The sequence below is a fragment of the Arthrobacter sp. YA7-1 genome, assembly GCF_025960325.1.
Classification (GTDB): Bacteria; Actinomycetota; Actinomycetes; order Actinomycetales; family Micrococcaceae; genus Arthrobacter; species Arthrobacter bambusae_A.
Map to the genome: position 1 here is coordinate 1,111,204 of NZ_CP110114.1, position 19,161 is coordinate 1,130,364.

At 64.0% G+C, this 19,161-nt stretch carries 18 protein-coding genes; 6 read left to right on the forward strand and 12 right to left on the reverse strand.

From position 1 onward, the window contains the following. Window positions 1-44: 44 nt before the first annotated feature. From OIT41_RS05230 to OIT41_RS05260, 7 genes are all read right to left on the reverse strand, one after another. On the reverse strand, window positions 45-1,580 hold the full coding sequence (locus OIT41_RS05230) for a hypothetical protein (protein ID WP_241710448.1): 1,536 nt from the start codon (window positions 1,578-1,580) through the stop codon (window positions 45-47). Then, a complete protein-coding gene (locus tag OIT41_RS05235) occupies window positions 1,581-1,988 on the reverse strand; it encodes a hypothetical protein (RefSeq protein WP_241710449.1) in 408 nt (135 codons plus the stop codon). 36 nt (window positions 1,989-2,024) lie between these two features. Continuing rightward, window positions 2,025-2,633: a hypothetical protein gene (locus OIT41_RS05240; RefSeq protein WP_264637519.1), complete on the reverse strand. Its 609-nt coding sequence runs from the start codon at window positions 2,631-2,633 to the stop codon at window positions 2,025-2,027. A 10-nt stretch (window positions 2,634-2,643) separates the two neighbouring features. Next, complete coding sequence (locus OIT41_RS05245) at window positions 2,644-3,135, reverse strand: hypothetical protein (RefSeq protein WP_264637520.1); 492 nt, start codon at window positions 3,133-3,135, stop codon at window positions 2,644-2,646. Between the two features lie 73 nt (window positions 3,136-3,208). Continuing rightward, complete coding sequence (locus OIT41_RS05250; protein WP_078106048.1) at window positions 3,209-3,475, reverse strand: uberolysin/carnocyclin family circular bacteriocin; 267 nt, start codon at window positions 3,473-3,475, stop codon at window positions 3,209-3,211. Between the two features lie 303 nt (window positions 3,476-3,778). Then, window positions 3,779-5,218 (reverse strand): UDP-glucose dehydrogenase family protein, encoded by a 1,440-nt coding sequence (locus OIT41_RS05255; RefSeq protein WP_264637521.1) that lies wholly within the window; start codon window positions 5,216-5,218, stop codon window positions 3,779-3,781. Beyond that, window positions 5,215-6,450 carry a glycosyltransferase family 4 protein gene (locus OIT41_RS05260; protein ID WP_264637522.1) on the reverse strand — a complete coding sequence of 412 codons (1,236 nt, stop codon included), beginning with the start codon at window positions 6,448-6,450 and terminating at the stop codon, window positions 5,215-5,217. Before OIT41_RS05260 ends, OIT41_RS05255 begins: the two co-directional genes overlap by 4 nt. Before the next feature lie 372 nt (window positions 6,451-6,822). Between OIT41_RS05260 and OIT41_RS05265 the strand changes: the two genes are divergently transcribed. After that, a complete protein-coding gene (locus OIT41_RS05265) occupies window positions 6,823-8,703 on the forward strand; it encodes a polysaccharide deacetylase family protein (RefSeq protein ID WP_241710454.1) in 1,881 nt (626 codons plus the stop codon). An 81-nt stretch (window positions 8,704-8,784) separates the two neighbouring features. Here OIT41_RS05265 and OIT41_RS05270 read toward each other — a convergent pair whose 3' ends face one another. The 4 genes from OIT41_RS05270 to OIT41_RS05285 form a co-directional block, all read right to left on the reverse strand. Further along, a complete protein-coding gene (locus OIT41_RS05270) occupies window positions 8,785-9,027 on the reverse strand; it encodes a hypothetical protein (protein ID WP_078106044.1) in 243 nt (80 codons plus the stop codon). Window positions 9,028-9,035: 8 nt separating this feature from the next. Next, complete coding sequence (locus OIT41_RS05275) at window positions 9,036-10,472, reverse strand: flotillin family protein (RefSeq protein ID WP_241710455.1); 1,437 nt, start codon at window positions 10,470-10,472, stop codon at window positions 9,036-9,038. A 109-nt stretch (window positions 10,473-10,581) separates the two neighbouring features. Further along, window positions 10,582-11,847, reverse strand: a complete 1,266-nt coding sequence (locus tag OIT41_RS05280) for an FAD-dependent oxidoreductase (RefSeq protein ID WP_264637523.1) — start codon at window positions 11,845-11,847, stop codon at window positions 10,582-10,584. After that, window positions 11,840-13,168: an MFS transporter gene (locus OIT41_RS05285; RefSeq protein ID WP_241710457.1), complete on the reverse strand. Its 1,329-nt coding sequence runs from the start codon at window positions 13,166-13,168 to the stop codon at window positions 11,840-11,842. Before OIT41_RS05285 ends, OIT41_RS05280 begins: the two co-directional genes overlap by 8 nt. 47 nt (window positions 13,169-13,215) lie before the next feature. Here OIT41_RS05285 and OIT41_RS05290 point away from each other — a divergent pair, with 47 nt between their 5' ends. From OIT41_RS05290 to OIT41_RS05305, 4 genes are all read left to right on the forward strand, one after another. Further along, window positions 13,216-14,016 carry an IclR family transcriptional regulator gene (locus OIT41_RS05290; protein WP_078106040.1) on the forward strand — a complete coding sequence of 267 codons (801 nt, stop codon included), beginning with the start codon at window positions 13,216-13,218 and terminating at the stop codon, window positions 14,014-14,016. Window positions 14,017-14,208: 192 nt separating this feature from the next. After that, the gene (locus tag OIT41_RS05295; RefSeq protein WP_264637524.1) at window positions 14,209-15,339 is read left to right on the forward strand and encodes a cupin domain-containing protein; all 1,131 of its coding nucleotides are present in this window, start codon (window positions 14,209-14,211) and stop codon (window positions 15,337-15,339) included. Next, the gene (locus OIT41_RS05300; RefSeq protein WP_264637525.1) at window positions 15,336-16,163 is read left to right on the forward strand and encodes a fumarylacetoacetate hydrolase family protein; all 828 of its coding nucleotides are present in this window, start codon (window positions 15,336-15,338) and stop codon (window positions 16,161-16,163) included. Before OIT41_RS05295 ends, OIT41_RS05300 begins: the two co-directional genes overlap by 4 nt. Next, window positions 16,163-16,894, forward strand: coding sequence for a maleylpyruvate isomerase family mycothiol-dependent enzyme (locus OIT41_RS05305; protein WP_264637526.1), 732 nt, complete (start codon window positions 16,163-16,165; stop codon window positions 16,892-16,894). The genes OIT41_RS05300 and OIT41_RS05305 overlap by 1 nt, the downstream gene beginning before the upstream one ends. A 155-nt stretch (window positions 16,895-17,049) precedes the next feature. Here OIT41_RS05305 and OIT41_RS05310 read toward each other — a convergent pair whose 3' ends face one another. After that, window positions 17,050-17,514, reverse strand: coding sequence for a DUF4383 domain-containing protein (locus OIT41_RS05310; protein WP_241710930.1), 465 nt, complete (start codon window positions 17,512-17,514; stop codon window positions 17,050-17,052). Window positions 17,515-17,813: 299 nt separating this feature from the next. Here OIT41_RS05310 and OIT41_RS05315 point away from each other — a divergent pair, with 299 nt between their 5' ends. Beyond that, window positions 17,814-19,145, forward strand: coding sequence for a DUF6350 family protein (locus tag OIT41_RS05315; protein WP_241710932.1), 1,332 nt, complete (start codon window positions 17,814-17,816; stop codon window positions 19,143-19,145). The last annotated feature ends 16 nt before the right edge of the window (window positions 19,146-19,161 follow it).

Sequence of the window (19,161 nt, forward strand, 5' to 3'; positions counted from 1 at the left end):
GCTGAGTCCCTCAAGGATAGGTAAGCCCTGCCGGTAGCCGACGGTTACAGAGTCAATCTCGATCGAAGTCTCAAAAGACGTTGGCGTAGGCATACGGCGGCTCCCAGGATCAAGAGGATGGAATAGCCCGACAACAGCACGGTGCTGAACTCAGGGCTGACAACAAGGATGAGCGAACAAGGAGAGATGAGGAGGAGCGTGAAAAGGGCGTCCATCACATCATTGGCTTTGGTGCCGTCGGTGGCGGCCGGCGGCCGGGAGAGCGATTCGGCGACGACTCCGGAGGCGGCGACGATCACGCCCGCGAGAACAGCACCGGGAACCGGAATGTCCAAGGCGAGAAGTGCCCCCAGGAAAACAAATCCACCGGCGGCGGCCCCCGCCATAACGTAGATCCCGACAAGCCGGACAACGATCGCGTTGGCGGAGTAGCCGTTCTCCCAGGCAAAGCGGTAGTGGTACAGCTTCGCGGTGGGCCCGATCCGATTCAGCATCGGTTCCGTAACTCCCAAGCTCAAGAGCACGGCAACACCGATCAAGGATTTGTGCAGTTCCCCGGAACCGAGAGCCGAGTGGACGGGAAGGATCCCCCTGGCGCCCAGGAGGATGCCAACGACGGCGATCCAGGCGAGGACGATGGTGCTGATCACAGAGCCTTGTTTGCTGCCCAACAGATCCGTGACGACGAACACCACGAACTTCGTCAGCGGTCTTTGCTTGCCGCGTCGCTCTGTACTGAAGGAAATCCTGTGATAGCTGAGGCGGCGCCATGCGCGGATGCTGAGGAGGATCAATGTCCCGGACGCAGCGGCCGCCAGCAAGCACAACGCTGGAAGGAAGGGCGAAGGGTCCTTGGCGAGGCCGCTGAACCGGGAGAGCTGAGGCAAGAGGAACCCGGTGACAGCCCCGGGCAAGAGCCCGAGGATGAGAGCCAAGAGGCAATACAGCCAATGGAGGCCTATCCGTCGTGCAGGTGTTGAAGCGAAATGGAGGACGCAGTAGGCACCTGCAGAGGAGGCGAAAACCAGGACGGAGACCGAAGCCAGCACGACGTTGAGGTAGCTCGACGTTTCCTCTAAAAAGACAAGGAGGAATGCCACAGCCGAATACCAAAGGAGGCCTGTGCGGCGAAGTGCCGGGAGCAAGCCGTATCTCACAACAACCTGCGGGAGGGGAAGCTCCATCGCCCGGAAGAGTTCCAGGTGTGGAGTGCCGGAAACTGCGAGCCGTCGGCTCGAAATCACCTCGCTGAGAACCGTCGCCACAGCGGAGTAGAGGATCCCGAGGAATCCCCAATTGAGCACGGCGGCCGTGTCGTGGCGGAGCGGGCCGTCGCGGAGAACAGACATCGTGGAAGCGAACACCATAGTTGCGAGCACGGCCAGTGCTGTCGATCCGAAGACCGCGAGGGCCCTGAAGCCATCCAGGGTGAGCGGCAAACGCATCGCGTTGACGATTTCGAACGCCCGGAAGTCCCGCAGGATCCTGTAATCGGACCGGCGGACCGATGCGGCACGGACCCTGGCGTTCGACGTCCGGCCGGCATCTGCGACGGGAGAGACCGTGGTCCTCATCAGCACCTAGAACTTGCTCCTCGGACTCTTCTTCTGGACAGAGTCCATGAAGGCCACAATGGTGAGGACCGCTAGTCCGAGCGCACAAACGACGGCGATTGCCGACGTCGTTCCCTGGAACGGGACAACGATGAGCGGGCTGAGGGCCGCCGCGTTGGCAAAACCGGCGACGGCGAAAACAGCCGCCTTGAGCGGTAGCCATTTCCCGGCCGGGCTAAAGGCCGCAATCAAGGGTGCCCCCACTCCGAAGACGAGAAGTATTGCGACTGCCCCGTTCTTCACGGCGAGCGGATCGATATTGTTGAGGCCTTCCGGGGAAGGAGAAGCCCACACGAGGCCGAGGGAAATGCCGGAGAATGCAGCGACCATGAGGCCCACGATTCGTAGAAGAAGGCTGTAAAGCTGAGTATTCATTGAGGATTTCTGTCCGTGGGAGGTAGTTGAAGAAGGTCAGCCGATGGCAACTATTGTTGACAGACCGATGGCTGAGAGCACAACGAGGATCTTCCTGCCTGTGGAAAACCCGCGCCAATGCCGGTAGAAGAGCGCCAAGGCAACGAGGGCCGTTGAAGGGAAATAGGCCCAGAATCCCGGGACATCACGCGGTTGGATGACGCCGAACAGCACGCTGAACAGATTCACGGGGATCGTGGCGAAAATGGCGATCACAAAGAAGGCACCGATATTGACGCGGCCCGCGAGTACCGACTTTCCGGGGATTACGCGTTTGTCCAGGAACGCGGCAAGGGAGAAATACAAAGCGATGATTACGGCGTAGAGCAGGAAGAACATGACGGTGCCGACCGTCATGGAGAGGCTTAGCAAGCGATCGTCGCCGATTTCCGAGCGCACGTCCGCCGGAACGTTCGCGTTGAGGTACTTTCTGGTCAGGGGAAGCCTCAGGGCCACCAAAACCATCAGCAGAATGTAGCTCGCGATCCATAGACCCCGGGACGTGGAGACCCATCCCCTTGCTGATGACGGCTCGGGCCGCAACTTTCCGACCCTCGCGACGCTGATGACGGTTTCGGACTCTCGGCCGGCTTCCGTGCTGGTCATGAAATCCTCCTCAGGACTTGAGCTGAATCACGATGGCCTCAATGGCGGCACCGAGGATGATGAGGGCCAAGGCAATCAGCAAAGTGCCGAGGGACCGGGCCATGTCGTCGATGAACGATCTCAGGGTTGGGGGCTCGTTCTTCATCAGCAGCCGGTGGGCCAGGCCCGCGGCGGGCTGGAATCCAGCGGTCGCCGCCATCACCAGGCCGAAGAATTCGAACGGGACGTACCATATGACGTCGGCAACCAGGCCGGCACTGCCGACGGAATGCACCCCGAGGGACACTGTCGCCCCGATATACAGCGCCAGGATTCCGGCCCCGAGAAGCGTCGTCAGCCCGAGGGTCGCGACCCCCGAATACAGCACCAAGGCCGCGCCGACGTTCCGCCCAAGGATCTGGAGGAAGTCCTTGCCGTAGAGGGGGCTTCCGCCCATGTCCCTGGCGTCCCGGATCCAGGACAGGTCCACTGCTGAGTAGCCGAAGAAGGCTATGGCAGCCATGGCCAGGCCCGTGCTTGGGAGCAGCCATCCTGGGATGCCCCCAAGCACGCGTGCTGTCTTAGCAAGCATCGATTTAGGCGACCGCTTGCGCCCGACCGATGCGGAAAAGGATGGTTCGAGCCGTGGCGATCAAGGCACCCGTGATTCCTGCCCCGAATATTGTGCCGATGACAACGAGTGCCCAGCCTCCGACCTCGATGGCGTGCATGATCTGGGACGCCGCCGCGGCAGAAATGCCAAGGGACCCCGCGATCCACGAAACGGCCAAGCTCGCGCCGAAGATGCCAACCACAGCCAGTGCCGCCGCGGCCGCAGCCTGAAGGCCGGTCCTTTTCGTCATTGTTGATTCCACTACAACCCCATTTCTCGAGTAGAACGGCCAACGGTTTCGCTGGCCCTGAAGAGTGGTGCCCCTCCAAAAAGGAAGGCCTTCCACGGTTCAGATTCTCTCGGTGAAATTGGCGTCTACGTGTAAAAAACGGAAAAATCCGTGTGCCAAAGGCCGTTTCTCAGTGTGAACAAGCCCGATCTCCGTGTGCGGGAGGGCTCGTCTACGTGTTCGCGGGGCTAAAACACTGAGAGCCGTTCGCGGCCCTCTCGCCTGCCCCGACCGGCCGCGGCAGCCAACCCCGGCGAAGAAGGCTCAGCGTCGCGTCGAGGGTGCCTTGGCCGGCGAACCGACAATGAAGGGCCGTGTGTTGAGCGGTTCGACGGGAAGGACAGCAGGCTTGATTTCAGCAATCGGCACCGAAGGCTCAACGCTGGAGCCGGTTCCGAGCCCGCGAACCGTCCAGCCTTGCGCCTGCCATGCTCGAGCATCCAGGACGTTCCGCGCGTCCAGTACCATCCGGCGTCGTACGAGCGAGCCGACGACGGCGGGTGAGAGGGCACGGTATTCGTCCCATTCGGTGAGCAGCAGCACCAACTCGGCGCCGTCGAGCGCGCGGGTCGTGGACGCTTCGAAGCGGAGCTGCGGGTAGCGCATCCACGCGTTGTTGATGGCCTTGGGATCGGTCACGGTAACGTGGGCGCCCGCCGCGGCCAGTTGGAGTGCGACGTCGAGGGAGGGGGAGTCACGGATGTCGTCGGTGTCCGGCTTGAAGGCCGCGCCCAACACGGTGACGGTCCGTCCGGACAGAAAGCCCTTGCACATCTCGCGGGCGACCTCCACGGCGCGGGCGCGTTGGCCCAGATTGATGGAATCGACCACACCCATCCACTCATCGAGGGAGGGCACGGACAGCGCTTGTGCCTGAGCGCGGAACGAGCGGATGTCCTTCGGCAAGCAGCCGCCACCGAAACCCAGGCCGGCGTGCAGGTACCGGTTGCCGATGCGTGGATCCAGGCCCATCGCCTCACTGAGCTCCGTGACGTCGGCCCCTGAGGCGTCGCACAGTTCGGCGATGGCGTTGATGAAGCTGAGCTTCGTGGCGAGGTATGCATTGGAGGCGGACTTGATGAGCTCGGCCGTCGCGAAGTTGCAGACCAACCGCGGTATCCCGGCTGAAATCAGCGGTTCGTAGACGGCGTCCAGCGCAGCCGTGACCGGGGCGCCGGCGGCGGAGTCCTTGCCGCCCGGCACGCCGTACACCAAACGGTCCGGTACCAAGGAATCCTTGACCGCCGTGCCTTGGCGCAGGAACTCGGGATTCCAGCCGAGCAGGACATCCGGCCTGCGGGCAAGGATGCCGCGGAGCATGTCCACTGTTCCCACGGGAACGGTGGATTTGCCGACGACGGCGGCGCCCCTCGCCAGATGCGGGAGGAGGCTCTTCGTGGCGGCGATCACGTAGGAGAGGTCCGCGGTATCCGAGGTCTTGGACTGCGGGGTGCCCACGCAGAGGAAGTGCGTCTGGGCGTCAGCGGCATCGGCGAAGTCGGTGGAGAATGTGAGGCGTTGGGTGGCGAAGCCGTCCCGGAGAAGTTCGTCGAGGCCGGGTTCGTGGAAGGGCGCGAAGCCCTTGTTCAGGTGGGCGACCTTCTGGGCGTCGACGTCGATGCCCACCACGGTGTGGCCCATCGATGCGAGCGTGGCGGCGTGCACCGCGCCGAGGTAGCCGCAGCCTACAACGGAGATTTTCATGCTGGGAGTCCTTTGCTGGAAGTCACGGAAATGGTGGCAGGCTCGGCCGGTTTGAGCCCGGCCGCGTGCAGCCCGGCCGGCTGAACCGGGCTTGGCGCGGCGGCAGGCTCCACGAGCGCTTCGCCGGCGATCACTGCCTCGTAATGCTGGACAAGTTGCGCGCTCAGCACCGGCCATGTTCGTCCTTGGACCGAAGCGAGTGCCGCCGTTCCGAACGCGCGGCGCTTGGCGTCGTCGCCCACCAGGTCCTGAACGTAGGCCCGCAACTGCGCGAGGTCTCCCGGCTCGTAAAGCCAGCCGGTGCGCGAGTTTTCCACGAGGTCGAGGGGACCGCCGCGGCCGGTGGCCACGACGGGAACGCCGGAGGCCATGGCCTCCTGGATCGTCTGGCAGAAGGTTTCGAACTCGCCAGGATGAACGAAGAGGTCAAGGCCGGCCACTACTTGGGCCAATTCCTCGCCGCCCAGGAACCCGGTGAAGAAAGCGTTTGGCAGTGCTGCTTCGAGGGCGGCGCGTTGCGGACCGTCGCCCACAATCACAAGCCGGGTTCCCGGCAGATCCGCGAGAACGGCAAGGTCCTCCACCTGCTTCTCCACCGCGAGCCTGCCGACATAGCCGATGATGCGCTCGCCGTGGGGCGCTACGGAGGCGCGCCACGCCGTCGAGCGCTTGGTGGGGGAGAACCGCGCGGTATCCACACCGCGCCGCCACATGCCCACCCTTAGGATCCCGCGGCCGCGCAACTGGTTGAGCGCGAACGTGGACGGGACCAACGTCCGGTCCGCCCGAAGATGGATGTTGTCCACCCGGTTCCATGCCCAGTTCTCCAGCATGGGGAGGCCATACCGGGCGGCGTAGCTCGGCACCTCGGTTTGATAAATCGCAACCGTGGGGATGCCGAGCTGGTGCGCGGCCTGCACGGCCCGCCATCCGAGCACGAAAGGTGAGGCGAGGTGGACAACGTCGGGCGCGTAGTCGGCAAGGATTCTCTTGACCCGGCTCACACCGCCCAACGCCACCCGCACATTTGTGTATCCGGCCAAGGGCACGGAGGGGAGGCGGTGGACGAAAGCGCCGTTCACGACGTCGGAGACGGCAGTGTCCGACGTCGACGGCGCAATCACCATCACTTCGTCGCCTCGCTCTTGCAGATGCTCCAGCACCCGCAGGATGGAGTGCGTGACCCCGTTCATGAGCGGCAGGAATGATTCGGCAACGATAGCGATCCTCACCCCTCCACGGTGTGCGCGGAGGTTGGCGACGCGGGGGAATGGGCGTGACGGTAGGGGGAAGGTTTGGTTAACAAATTGACGTTGATTTCCCGAGTGGAGGATCCGCGCGGCCGGAGATTTCGCCAATCTGGGTAACTACCGGGCTGGAAGACGGGTAGAAGTTACTCTTATTCCCCCGTATCGGCCCGCCTTACGGTGACACCGTAGTGAACCTCGTGGCCATGACTGGGGCTTGTCCCGGGCACCGGGGTATTTCGGCAGGAGGGCGCTGACTGGGCGGCGCGCCCTCATGCGCTGAACAGCGCAGGGTGTTTTCGCCCCGCGCCGCCCGTATGTCCGGCCAGGCCGTTGTCTAGAATCGAGCCAGACCCTATGAAAATCCTCCATCGTACTAACCAAGTTGACCAGAACCGGACGTTCAAGAGGACGATCCCCGGTAGATGGTTTACCTGGTTATCCACCGTTGTAGTTGTACTCGCTTTCACCGGCGTCACCGCACCTGCAGCCCAAGCTGCCAACCCCACCATCGTCACCCTGACTTTTGATGATGCAAATGCCGATCAGCTCACCGCCGCGCAGACCATGCAGAGCCTGGGCTTGGTGGGTACTTTCTTCACGCCGTCAGGATTCATCAACAACCCCAATTACCTGACAACAAGCGACATGCAGGGCCTTGTGGCGAACGGCAATGAGATTGCCGGCCACACAGTCACACACCCGGACCTGACCACCGTGACGTCGGATGAGGCAACCCGCCAGATCTGCAACGACAGGGTGAACCTCAGCAACCTTGGATTCACGATCACTGACTTCGCCTATCCCTTCGCTGCCGAGAACGCATCGATCGAAACCATTGTGAAGAATTGCGGGTTGAACAGCGCCCGCGGTCTTGGCGACATCAAGACGCGGTTCAGTTGCGCCGGTTGCCCGCTCGCGGAGAGCATCCCGCCGGTGAACGCATACGACACCGCTGCTCCCGACGAGGTTGACAACACCTGGACCCTGGCCGACCTGCAAAAGTCCGTCACCCAGGCGGAGCCGGCAGGCGGGTGGGTCCAGCTCACCTTCCACCACATTTCAGCGACCAGCACCGATCCGCTGAACGTCACCCCGACCCTGTTCAACCAGTTCGCCACGTGGCTCAAGTCCCGCCCTGCAACCACCATGGTCAAGACGGTGGCGCAAGTGATCGGCGGAACCGTCAAGCCGCTCGTCTCGGGACCGCCTGCTCCGCCTGAGGGCACCGGAAACCTCATCAAGAACCCAAGCCTTGAAACCCTCGTAGGCGGCGTACCCCAGTGCTGGGCAGCCGGAGGCTATGGAACGAACACTCCAACGTTCTCCACCGTCAAGCCGGGACACACGGGAAAGGTCGCCGAACAACTCGTGGTGACCAACTATGTCGACGGCGACGCGAAGCTGCTACCCACCCTCGACCTGGGAGGTTGCTCACCAACGGCCACACCGGGGAACTCCTATTCGATAGGTGCCTGGTATAAATCGACCACGAATACCCAGTTCGAGCTCTACTATCGGACCGGCCTCGGCACGTGGAAGTACTGGACATCGAGTCCTTGGTTCTCGGCGGCTACGAGCTATCAGAAGGCCACGTGGACAACGCCTCCGCTGCCCACCGGGGCCAGCGGCATCAGCTTCGGGCTGAATCTGTTCAGCAACGGCACCCTGACCACGGATGACTACGAGATGTTCGACGTCGGGACGCCGCCACCGCCTCCGCCGCCACCACCGGCCGGCGGCAACCTGGTACAAAACCCCAGCCTTGAAACGGCCGGGTCGGGTTCGTTCCCGCAGTGCTGGCAGGCCGGCGGATACGGCACCAACACCGCCACATTCAGCACGGTAGCTACCGCGCACACCGGTACTAAGGCGGAGAAACTCACCATCACGGGATACTCGAGCGGTGACGCGAAACTGTTGCCCACCATGGACACCAGCACCTGCCCACCCGCGGCCGTCGCTGGCCACACCTACTCGGTGCGGGTCTGGTACACCTCCACAGCCGTCACACAGTTCGCTTTGTATTACCGTGACGCCTCCAACAACTGGGTGTATTGGACTTCCGGACCGTGGCTGGCTGCCGCCAGCACGTACACCCAGGCAAGCTTCACGACGCCGGCGCTCCCCGCCGGGGCCACTGCCATCAGTTTCGGGTTGAGCTTGTTCAGCAACGGATCGGTCACCACCGACGACTACGCGATGTACGACTCCGTGGGAGCTCCGCCGTTGGGCTGAGCAACAGAGATTCACTGAGACAACTGAGGGCGGCTGCTTAGCCGCCCTCAGTTGTTCTATCTGGCGGCCGGGCCGGCCGCGTTATCGCGCCGTCTTCAGAACATCCGGCAGCTCGTCAACGAATACCGTCCCGGGGGGCTCGTAATAGATGACAAGCACCTCGTCACCCACGTTGAAGACACTGTTTTTGTCGAAGGGGTGCGCGTGGAAGGCGCTCGTGCCGCCGTGGAACGGCAGCATCACTTCTCCCACGGTGCCCGGCCCGATTCGACCCGTGACCCTGCCGATTTTGCCGGTCAGGCTCCGATCAACCTCTTTGTGCATCGGTGTCCCTATGCATCAGGGGTTTTGGTGGGCCGCTTGGGCGCTTCCTTGCCGTTCTTGAGGGCAGCTGTGATCGACGGAAGGTAGTTGCCCACCTGGGAGAGGATCCCGCCCACCATACTGTTGAGGCCCTCGCCACCGTTGAGGACCGTCATCTGCCCCACGTGGGCAAACGGTTCGGCCGCGGCAGCCACGATGGCGGGCATGTTCTCCGCAAGCTGCTGGGAAATAACTGCCTCTTGGTTGGTTCCGAGCGCCTCGGCACGGGCTTTGATGCCGTCCGCTTCCGCCAAGGACTTGGCCTTGATGGCCGAGGCTGCGGCGTCGCCCCGGGCCCGGGTGGCGGCAGCTTCGGCTTCACCGGTGATCTTGGTGGCTCCCGCAATGGCGGCCGCGGCCGTGGCATTGGCTTGAGCTTCGACTTCCACCCTGCGGGCGTTCGCCTGGGCCTCGAGTTCCGTGCGCCGTGCCCGCGCCTCGGACGCGCTGATGTCGGCAGCCTTTTGCGCTTCCGCCTCGGTCCGCTGGGCATACGCCTTGGCATCGGCAGGCTTCCTGATGGACGTCTGAAGCTTCTGCTCTTCGCGGTCGGCCTCCAGCTTGGCGACTTCGGTTTCCTGGACCACCACTTGCTGGCGCGCGGTGGCATCAGCCAACGGGCCTGCCTGCGCGGCGTTGGCCCGGGCCGTTTCGGCATTGGCCTGGGCCGCTGATTGCTTGATCGCCGAGATGCTTTGGGCGTCCGCGATCTGGGCAGCTGCCTCGGCTTCCCTCTCCGCGGCCTCGCGGTTCCGGGTGGCTTCGGCAATGCGCGCCTCCATTTTGACCTGCGCAATGTGCGGTTTGGCCAGGTTTTGGATGTAACCCGTCGGGTCCTGGAGATCCTTTATTTGGAGGGAATCAACCACCAAGCCAAGCTTTTCCATTTCTATGCCGCTGGCGCTGCGGACCAAGGATGCAAGTTTGTCGCGCTCGCGGATGATTTCTTCCATGGTCATGCTGCCGATGATCGAGCGCAAATGCCCCTCAAAAACGTTGTAGACCTGGCTTTGCATTTTGGGCTGCTGGCCGAGAAACCTCCTCGCCGCATTCGCGATGAAAGGTGCGGCGTCCCCGATTTTGTAAATAACCACGCCCTCCACGATCACCTGGATACCTTGCGAGGTCACGCAGTTCACCTGGAGTTCTGTTTCATTCAGCGTCAGGGACAAAGTCCTCACTGTTTGGAGCCCGGGAACCACCAAGGCGCCTTTCCCGGTGACGATTTTGAAATCCATTCCGTCCCTGGTGTCCAAGCTTCCCCGAGTCAGGCCGGAAATGATGAGTGCCTCGTTTGGTTCAGCCACCTTCCACATCAATTTAATGAGAAGCCTAATGACGGCAACGGCGACAACTACCCCCACGACGGTGACAAGAACGGGGAGATAAGCAACGAGGTCGAACATGACTGTCCTTTCAACGGCAAGCACCCAAGTGGCTCGTGTAGTCAGTCTGCTTCGGTCTGCTCCAGGAGTCCAGCAATTTGCTTAGCTACAATTGACATAACGGATGCTCCTAGGCGTGCGTTCCCGCCAGCGCATCAGTCCTCGCCGTGCCTTCCGTAGGGACCGCCGGAACGCCGTCGCCTTCTTGGCCGTAGAGCCAATCGCTGTACTGGAAGTCGCCGTCCTTGCGGCTCTTGAACAGCAGGTTCCGCAAGACGCGCGCGACGCCGGACACATGCCAGGACTCTCCCCAGACGCGCGCGGTGCGCTGGACGCGGGCCGTGCGTGCCGCGCGGGCTGAGTTGAAATCGCTGATGGCGCGATCCCACGCACCGGTGTCCACGCCGTCGTCGGTGAACACGGAACCGACGGTGGAGTCTTGGAGGACCGCGGCGTCTTCAAGGGCTTGGCACGCGCCTTGGGCCAAGTACTGGAGCATGGGATGCGCGGCATCGCCCATCAGAACCAGGCGGCCGTCGATCCAGTTCTCGATCGGATCCCGATCGTACATGGGCCAGCGGATGCCGGTCGCCAGGTTCTGCAGCGCTCGCTGTACTGCCGGGATGCAGTCCTTATAAGCCGCCTCGAGTTCGTCGAGGCCTCCGTATTGCTCCTCGCCGCGCTCGAACGAGGGCGACTTGAAGACGGCCACAGTGTTGAGCAGTTCGCCTTTGCGCAGCGAGTATTGCACGAGGTGGCAGTCCGGTCCAAGGTAGACGACGACGTCTTCAAGATCCGTCGCCGGGGTCTCAGCGGTGATGGGGACGGTTCCGCGATAGGCGACGTACGACGACGACACCGGCCCGTCCTGCGCGACGGAGGGGCGGAGCGTGGACTTGAGGCCGTCGGCGCCGATCACGACGTCGGCCTCGTAAACGTCGCCAGTCGACGTGTGAGCCATCCCGCGGCCGTTCACGGTCTCGACTTTCTCGACGACGACGTCGTTCACCAAGCGGACACCGGCGTCCTGGCAGGCTTCCAACAGGATCCGGTGCAGGTCGCTGCGGTGGATCACCACGTACGGGGCGCCGTAACGCTCTTCGAACTCGCCTCCGAGGGTCTGCCGGGTGAGTTCCTCACCGCTCAGGGCGTCGCGGAACACCAAGTGTTTGGGCCGGACGCCGATCTCGAGCGCCTTCTCGAGAAGGCCCCAGCGCTTCAGGACGCGGGAGGCGTTGGGTGCCATCTGCAGTCCCGCGCCGACCTCGCCGAATTCGGGGGCCCGCTCAACCAAGGTGACCTCGGCGCCGTTCGCGCGGAGGGCAAGGGCGCCGGCGAGGCCGGCCATCCCTCCGCCGACGACGAGGACTTCAGTGGACGGGTTGCGATTAGACATTGCTGACTCCTACGGAGGTGGTGTTTTTGGATTGGGTTTTGGCGGTTTTGATCTTCGCGGTTTTGAGTTTCGTGCCGATGATGCCGAGCAGGATGGCCGCGACGGCGGCGGCCCCGGCAAATGCCAGGAAGTTCGAGTTGACGCCGAGCCCGGCCGCGAGCAGCAGTCCGCCTACTTGGGGCGCGGCGACCGCGCCGATGCGGCCGACGCCGAGGGCCCAGCCGAGCGCTGTGCCGCGCAAATGCGCAGGGTAATGGCTGGCCACCGCCGCGATGATCAGGCACTGGGTTCCGTGGGTGCCCACCCCGGCCAGCACCAACATAAGGTAGACAAGCCCCACGGGCGGACCCGCCACGAGCACGGCCAGCGCGACGGCGGCGACGGCGGCTGCCGCGATCGCCGTCGGGATGGGACCGAAGCGCGTTCCTGCCCAAGCGGTGGCCACCGAGCCGACGACGGCACCGAGGTTGAGTGCCAGGGCGAACGTCAGGGCTGATCCGAGGTTGTAGCCGGCCAGTTGCATCAGGTTCGGCAGCCACGTGCCCAGGCCGTACCAAGCAAAGAGCGTCACGAGGGTGGAGATCGCGAACAGGAGACTCATACCGAGGTACGGGGCGCGGAGGAGGGACTTGAAGCCGCCTGTTTGATTCGCGTTCTTGGCGGCAGGGCGAGCCTCCAGGAGCGTCTCCGGGAGGAAGCGGATGCCGAGCGGAACCACCACGAGCAGGGCAACGGCGGCCACGAGGAACATGACCGGCCAGCCGAAGGCGGGAATCAGCGGAATGCCGGCCACCGCGGCGATCGAGCCGCCGATCGGCACTCCGGACATCATCAGTGTGGCGATCGTGGACCGCCACTTGGCGGGAACCAGTTCCGCGACCAAGGCATTTGCAGAGGGAACAAGTCCGCCCAGGCCAATGCCGGCCAGCAAGCGCAGGCCGCCGAAGACGAAGGCGTTCGGGGAGAACGCGCACAGGATGGTGAAGAGCGAAAACAGTGCGGCGCAGGCGATGATGGTTCGTCGCCGCCCCCAGCTGTCCGACATCCTGCCGGCGAAGATGGCTCCGATCATCATGCCGAGGAACGCCATCGAACCGACCGTGCCGGCCGTGGCTTTGGTGAGCCCCCAGCCTGTGTCGGTGATGAGGGAGGACTGCACGGTTCCGTAAACGATGAGGTCGTAGCCATCGAATACCACGAGCAGCCAGCAGACCAGCGCGGCAGCGGCGGAACGCTTGCTGAACCGGGCTGATGCTCCGGGAGAGTGGTGAACGCCGTCTTGGGTCCGCTCCGGCGCTGCAGCGGATGGGGTGTGATTCATCCCACCACTGTGTGGCCGTTGCTTGTGTGGCCCAATAGAATTCTGTCGTGCAGAATCTTCCAGCCCGCAAGAAACCGGCCTATTCCATTGAAGCCGTGGACAACGCCCTGCACCTCCTTCAGCTCCTGCGCGACGGCGGCAGCCTACGCCTCAAGGACGCCGCGGCGGAGCTGGGTGTTGCACCTTCTACAGCCCACCGGCTGTTGGCGATGTTGGTCTACCGGGGGTTCGCGGTCCAGGACGAGAACCGCCGTTATGTGCCCGGGCCGGCCATGGGAGTGGGTCCGGCGGGACTGAGTTGGAGCCGATTGCTGCGCACCGTGGCGCAACCGCACATGGAACTCCTGAGCGGCCGGATTAACGAGACCGTCAACCTCATGGTCCGCGTGGGTACCAAGGTGCGGTTCCTGGCGACGGTGGAGGGGACGAACGCCCTGCGGGTGGGCGACCGGCAGGGGACCGTGCTGCCCGCGAACAAGGCCTCGGGAGGCAAGGCGCTGTTGGCGGAGCTGGAGCCCGCCATGATTGAGCAGTTGTTCCGCAGCCATAATGCGGAGATCGGCGGGGACAACATTCCCGACGCCGAATATCCGGCTTTCCTGCGCGAGCTTGAGACGATCCGGAGCAACGGATTCGCCGCGAATTTCGAAGGCACGGAGGAAGGGATCAGCGCCCTGGGTGTGGCCCTGCACAACGGGCGCGGCGTTGCAGTTGGTGCCCTCAGCGTCGCGACTCCCGTGGCGCGGTTCCGCAGGCTCTTCGATGCTGGTCTTGTTGGCATCATGCGGGAAACCCGGCGCCAATTGGAGATCGACATCGCCGCCAATCCCGCCGAGTCCCAGCCATAACCCACCCAACTAGCTCGCAATAGGTGTCGTTTTGAGGGCCCATAACGACAACAAATGCGAGTCAGTTGGGTCAGTCCGTGAGCAAGGTGGGACAGGTGATTCTGGCTAGCAGAATATGCTGGAGATCACTTGGGGGCCTCCCTAGGGTCAGGAGTACGCCAAAACTGTCCCGCACCCATCGAGGAGGCCCCTGTGTCCATCAGCGCCGATAGCACAACACATGAATCGGTCGCGGCCGCGCATGCGGTTCCTGAGCCGACTCCCGAAGAAGCTGCCCAGCTGGAGCAGCTGTATAAGGATTTCGAGGCCGGGAACCTGATTCCGCTCTGGACCGAGATCGCGGACCTGATGCCGATGGTGCCGTCCCCGAAAGCCGTGCCGCACGTGTGGCGCTGGAACGATCTGTACCCCTTGGCCGCCCGCGCCGGGGACTTGGTTCCCGTGGGCCGTGGCGGGGAACGCCGGGCCATCGCGTTGGCGAACCCGGGCCTGGCCGGCACCCCGTATGCGACGCCGACCCTGTGGGCTGCGATCCAGTATCTGGGTGCGCACGAGACTGCCCCGGAGCACCGCCATTCGCAGAACGCCTTCCGCTTCGTCGTCGAGGGCGAAGGCGTGTGGACCGTGGTGAACGGGGATCCGGTGGCGATGCGCCGGGGTGACTTCCTGCTCACGCCGGGCTGGAACTTCCATGGCCACCACAACGACACTGATCAGCCGATGGCCTGGATCGACGGGCTCGACATCCCGTTCGTGCATTACGCCGACGCCGGGTTCTTCGAGTTCGGCACCGAGCGCGTCACGGACGAGGCCACCCCGGACATCTCCCGTTCCGAGCGGCTCTGGGCCCACCCGGGCCTGCGCCCGCTCTCCGGGCTGGATGACACCACCAACTCACCCATCGCGGCATACCGCTGGGAACACACCGATGCGGCCCTCCGCGAGCAATTGCTCCTTGAAGACGAAGGCCACCCCGCCACCGTCTCCCAGGGCCATGCCGCCGTGCGCTACACCAACCCGACCACGGGCGGGGACGTGATGCCCACCATCCGGGCCGAGTTCCACCGCTTGCGCGCCGGGGCCTCCACCCAGGCCATGCGCGAAGTCGGCTCCAGCGTGTGGCAGGTCTTCGAAGGCACCGGCACCGTGGTGTTGAACGGGGAATCGAAGGTCCTGGAGAAGGGCGACCTCTTTGTTGTGCCGTCCTGGCAGGAATGGTCCCTGCAGGCCGAAACGTCGTTTGATCTGTTCCGCTTCAGCGATGCCCCCATTTTCGAACGACTGAACTTCAACCGCACGTACATCGAAGGACGCAACAAATGAGACTCCTCACCCTCCGCACTTCCGCCGGAACGACGACGGCGGTCCGCCAGGACGGCGACACCCTGACCGAGATCGACGGGTTCTCCGACGTGGGCGCCCTCCTGCAGGACCCCGCCTGGGCGGCCATCGCGGAGGCGGCCAACGGCGCAACGCACGCGTACGACGGCGCCGACCTCGCCGCCGTCGTGCCCTCACCGGGGAAAATCATCTGCGTCGGGCACAACTACCGCAACCACATCAAAGAGATGGGCCGGGAAATCCCCGAGTACCCCACGTTGTTCGCGAAGTACCAGGAATCGCTGATTGGTCCCAACGACGATCTGGCGCTGCCGCAGGAGTCGGACACCGTTGACTGGGAGGCCGAGCTCGCCGTCGTGATCGGCAAGAAAGGCCGGCGCATCAGCGAAGCCGACGCGGCCGACCACATCGCCGGGTACTCGGTGCTGAACGACATCAGCATGCGCGACTACCAGTTCCGCACCATCCAGTGGCTGCAGGGCAAGACCTGGGAGAAATCGACGCCCTTCGGGCCGGCCCTGGTCACCAAGGACGAGTTCACAGCCGGGCCTTTGATGACCTCGGCCGTTGACGGGGAGATCCAGCAGCAGACCCCCACCGGGGACCTGGTGTTCACCCCCGAATTCCTGGTGTCCTACATCTCCACCATCATCACCCTGAACCCTGGCGACGTCATCGCGACCGGCACCCCCGGCGGTGTGGGCCACGCCCAGGACCCCAAGCGCTACCTCCAGGAAGGCCAGCTCCTGGTCACCACCATCGAGGGCCTGGGCCAGCTGAACAACCGCGTGGTCAAGGAAGCCTGATGGTCGCCCGCCAAGACCTCACCACCGATCCGGGCCTGCAGGAACAACTCCTGCAGGCCCGGCGCGGGACCGCGTTCTTCGCCCGCAAGCTCAATGAACTCAGCGATGCCGAGCTCGACGGCGGTTCGCTGCTTCCCGGCTGGACGCGCCGTCACGTTGTAGCACACGTGGGCTACAACGCCCGGGCGATTGCGCGCTTGGTGGAGTGGGCCTCGACCGGCGTGGAGACTCCGATGTATCCCTCCGTTGCGGTGCGGGATGAGGAGATCAACTTCGGTGCCACGCTGTCTCCCATCGCGTTGCGTAACCTCTTTGACCACTCCGCCGTTCACCTGAGCGTGGAATGGCGCGACCTGCCCGACGACGCCTGGCACCACACAGTCCGGACCATCCAGGGCAGGGAAGTCCCGGCGTCGGAAACGGTCTGGATGCGCACCCGCGAAGTCTGGGTGCATGCCGTGGACCTCGACAACGGAGCATCGTTTGCTGACATCCCGGCGGCTGTCTTGGAACGGCTGCTGGCCGACATCACCTCGGCCTGGGCGGCCCGCGGGTCCGACGCCGGGTTGTTGATCAAGGTCAGTGGCACGGACCGCACCTTCGGCGATCCGGACGCCGCCGTCGTGGTCGCCGGGCCTCTTGCCGGCGTCGTGCAATGGGCCACCGGACGCGGGAGCGGCAGGGTGGCCGCGGGCGCCGGGCCGGCGCCGGCGGCACCCAAGTGGATCTGACGGCTTCGGGCACAAAGAAGGTTGGCACAGCCCCCGGCTTCTTCACCGCAGGAACTGCACCAACCGCTTGTATGACTATTCAGATTTGGTTGTAGATCCTACCCATTGGCGGCTCCTATAATCCCGGGCTCACTTAATCCGGGCTTTGAATAGGGCTACTTTGCGTCGTCAGCCAGGTGACGTGAAAACATCCAGCCGGCGGCGACCATCAGGATGCCCAAGACCATGAACGTCCAGTTGTCGAGCGTGTTCAGCGACAGGAAATTGGCCGCCGAATCAACCCCGACGCTCAGTCCATACACACTGAGCACGATGTACAAGGCACCGAAGCTCATCAGGGTATTGCGTGCGCTATGGCCGCCCGAGCGGGACATCGCCCAGCTGGTTCCACCGATGAGCAACTGCACAATGTTGAGCAGCAACGACACTTGGAACACGCCCAAGAGCATTGCGCGCGAATCCGGCCCGAAGAACTGCAATTCCCCGTACCGCATGGTGATGCCCGGAATGAATCCGAGAAGGCCCACCAGCGCCATCAGAATACCTACACCCATGCCGATGTTCTGGATGTCCGTCCGTCCGAAGTGAACACCGTGTGCATGGGGGGTTGCGGTAGTCATTACGCCCTCCATCCACCTATTGCGAACAATCCAATTTTACGTCTGGCATATGCAAAAAGCGCTCGGATCGGCCCGGGCCCCGACGGCCCCGACGACGCCGCCCCGGCCCGCCGCCCCCGACGCTCGCTCACTTATGTGCGGTTTTTCCTGGACGCTCGCTCACATGTACGACGGCGGCCCGGCGGAGGTGAGCGGGCGTTGGCCCGGAGGGCCCCATAGGTGAGCGGGCGTTGGAGGATTGGCGGGGCGTCCGGGCGCCTGCCGGGTGAGCGGGGCGCGCCGTGGCACGATAGAACACGATGAAACTGCGCGCTGATCAGACCGGTAACCATGGCCTGCCCATGCCCTTGTGGCTGCAGGGTGCCCTTGAGTCGGCCCAGGCCGCCATTATCTCCGCGCTCGTGGTGGTCTTGCCGCTGATCGGCGTCTGGGCTACTGACGGATTCCAGAACCACACCATCGATTTCCTGGCGCGCTTGGCTGGCCAAACGTGGCTGCTTGTCCACGGCGTGCCGCTGCAACTGGCCACAGTCAACATGGGAACCGCGAGCCTACCGGGTTCCGGCATGCTGTCCCTTATCCCGCTCGGACTGACTCTGGTCCCGTTCCTGCTGGCCTGGCGCGCCGGCCGCAGGCTGGCCAGGGCCTCCTACACGGACCAACTGTGGCAGGCATTCTTCGGAGCCTTGCTTGTTTATGGGGCGTTCGGCGCGGCCACCGGATTCGTGTGCCGCACGCAGGACATCGTCATCAACATCTGGTTCGCTGCCTTGCTTCCGCTTATCCCGTTCGGCCTGGGCATGGTGGTGGGCGCCCGCCGCGAGTCCGGCTCCTGGAGCAGGCTCATTGGCGTCGACGCCGTCGATTGGCTCGCACGCACTAGCCAACATTCACGTTGGGCCGGGTCCTACTTTGGTTCCGCCATCAAGGCCGGATTCGTCGCGATCATGGCCGCCATGACGCTCGCGGCGATGTTGCTCGCAGTCGACCTTGTCATGCACTGGACGGACATCATCGCCGTTTACGAAGGCCTGAAAGCCGGTGCCCTCGGCGGAGGCGTCCTGACCATCGCCCAGCTCGGCTACCTGCCCAATCTGGCGGTTTTCGCTTTGGCTTGGTCCTCCGGGGCCGGGTTCTCCCTCGGTGTTGGATCGCACGTCGGCCCGCTTGGCACCGCCGTCGGGCCCTTGCCCGCCATTCCCGTCTTCGGCGCGCTGCCCACTGGGCAACTCGACTTCGGTGCCGCGGCCCTTGCCGTTCCGGTGATCGCGGGTCTGCTGGCCGGCTGGTGGTTCCTGCGTGCGGGGGAGAACCACTTCGACGAATGGCTCTCCATCAAGATCAAGGCGCGCTGGTTCACGGCTCCTGTTTCCACGCTGTTCCTCGGCGCGCTCGTCGGGGCTGTGGCCGGGGCTTTGGCGGGGGGCCTCGCCTGGCTGGCGCGCGGCTCCGCAGGGATCGGGCGCCTCACCGAGATCGGACCGGACCCGCGGTGGACGGCAGTCTGGATCGCCGCGGAGGTGGGGATCGGCGTCGTGATCGGTTATTGGGTGGGGCCTTGGCTCGAGAGGCGGCAGAAGCTCCGCGAAGCGGATCTCGATGATGCCGTGTACGACGGCGACCGCCGCTAAGGCGCCCGCCTCACCT

Excerpts from the sequence above, each read along its gene's own strand:
- OIT41_RS05250 (WP_078106048.1), bottom strand. The coding sequence starts at position 3,475 with ATGACGAAAAGGACCGGCCTTCAGGCTGCGGCCGCGGCGGCACTGGCT.
- OIT41_RS05305 (WP_264637526.1), top strand. The coding sequence starts at position 16,163 with ATGGTCGCCCGCCAAGACCTCACCACCGATCCGGGCCTGCAGGAACAA.
- OIT41_RS05245 (WP_264637520.1), bottom strand. The coding sequence starts at position 3,135 with ATGGCTGCCATAGCCTTCTTCGGCTACTCAGCAGTGGACCTGTCCTGG.
- OIT41_RS05300 (WP_264637525.1), top strand. The coding sequence starts at position 15,336 with ATGAGACTCCTCACCCTCCGCACTTCCGCCGGAACGACGACGGCGGTC.
- OIT41_RS05280 (WP_264637523.1), bottom strand. The coding sequence starts at position 11,847 with ATGTCTAATCGCAACCCGTCCACTGAAGTCCTCGTCGTCGGCGGAGGG.
- OIT41_RS05310 (WP_241710930.1), bottom strand. The coding sequence starts at position 17,514 with ATGACTACCGCAACCCCCCATGCACACGGTGTTCACTTCGGACGGACG.
- OIT41_RS05255 (WP_264637521.1), bottom strand. The coding sequence starts at position 5,218 with ATGAAAATCTCCGTTGTAGGCTGCGGCTACCTCGGCGCGGTGCACGCC.
- OIT41_RS05270 (WP_078106044.1), bottom strand. The coding sequence starts at position 9,027 with ATGCACAAAGAGGTTGATCGGAGCCTGACCGGCAAAATCGGCAGGGTC.
- OIT41_RS05235 (WP_241710449.1), bottom strand. The coding sequence starts at position 1,988 with ATGAATACTCAGCTTTACAGCCTTCTTCTACGAATCGTGGGCCTCATG.
- OIT41_RS05285 (WP_241710457.1), bottom strand. The coding sequence starts at position 13,168 with ATGAATCACACCCCATCCGCTGCAGCGCCGGAGCGGACCCAAGACGGC.
- OIT41_RS05240 (WP_264637519.1), bottom strand. The coding sequence starts at position 2,633 with ATGACCAGCACGGAAGCCGGCCGAGAGTCCGAAACCGTCATCAGCGTC.
- OIT41_RS05275 (WP_241710455.1), bottom strand. The coding sequence starts at position 10,472 with ATGTTCGACCTCGTTGCTTATCTCCCCGTTCTTGTCACCGTCGTGGGG.
- OIT41_RS05315 (WP_241710932.1), top strand. The coding sequence starts at position 17,814 with ATGAAACTGCGCGCTGATCAGACCGGTAACCATGGCCTGCCCATGCCC.
- OIT41_RS05265 (WP_241710454.1), top strand. The coding sequence starts at position 6,823 with ATGAAAATCCTCCATCGTACTAACCAAGTTGACCAGAACCGGACGTTC.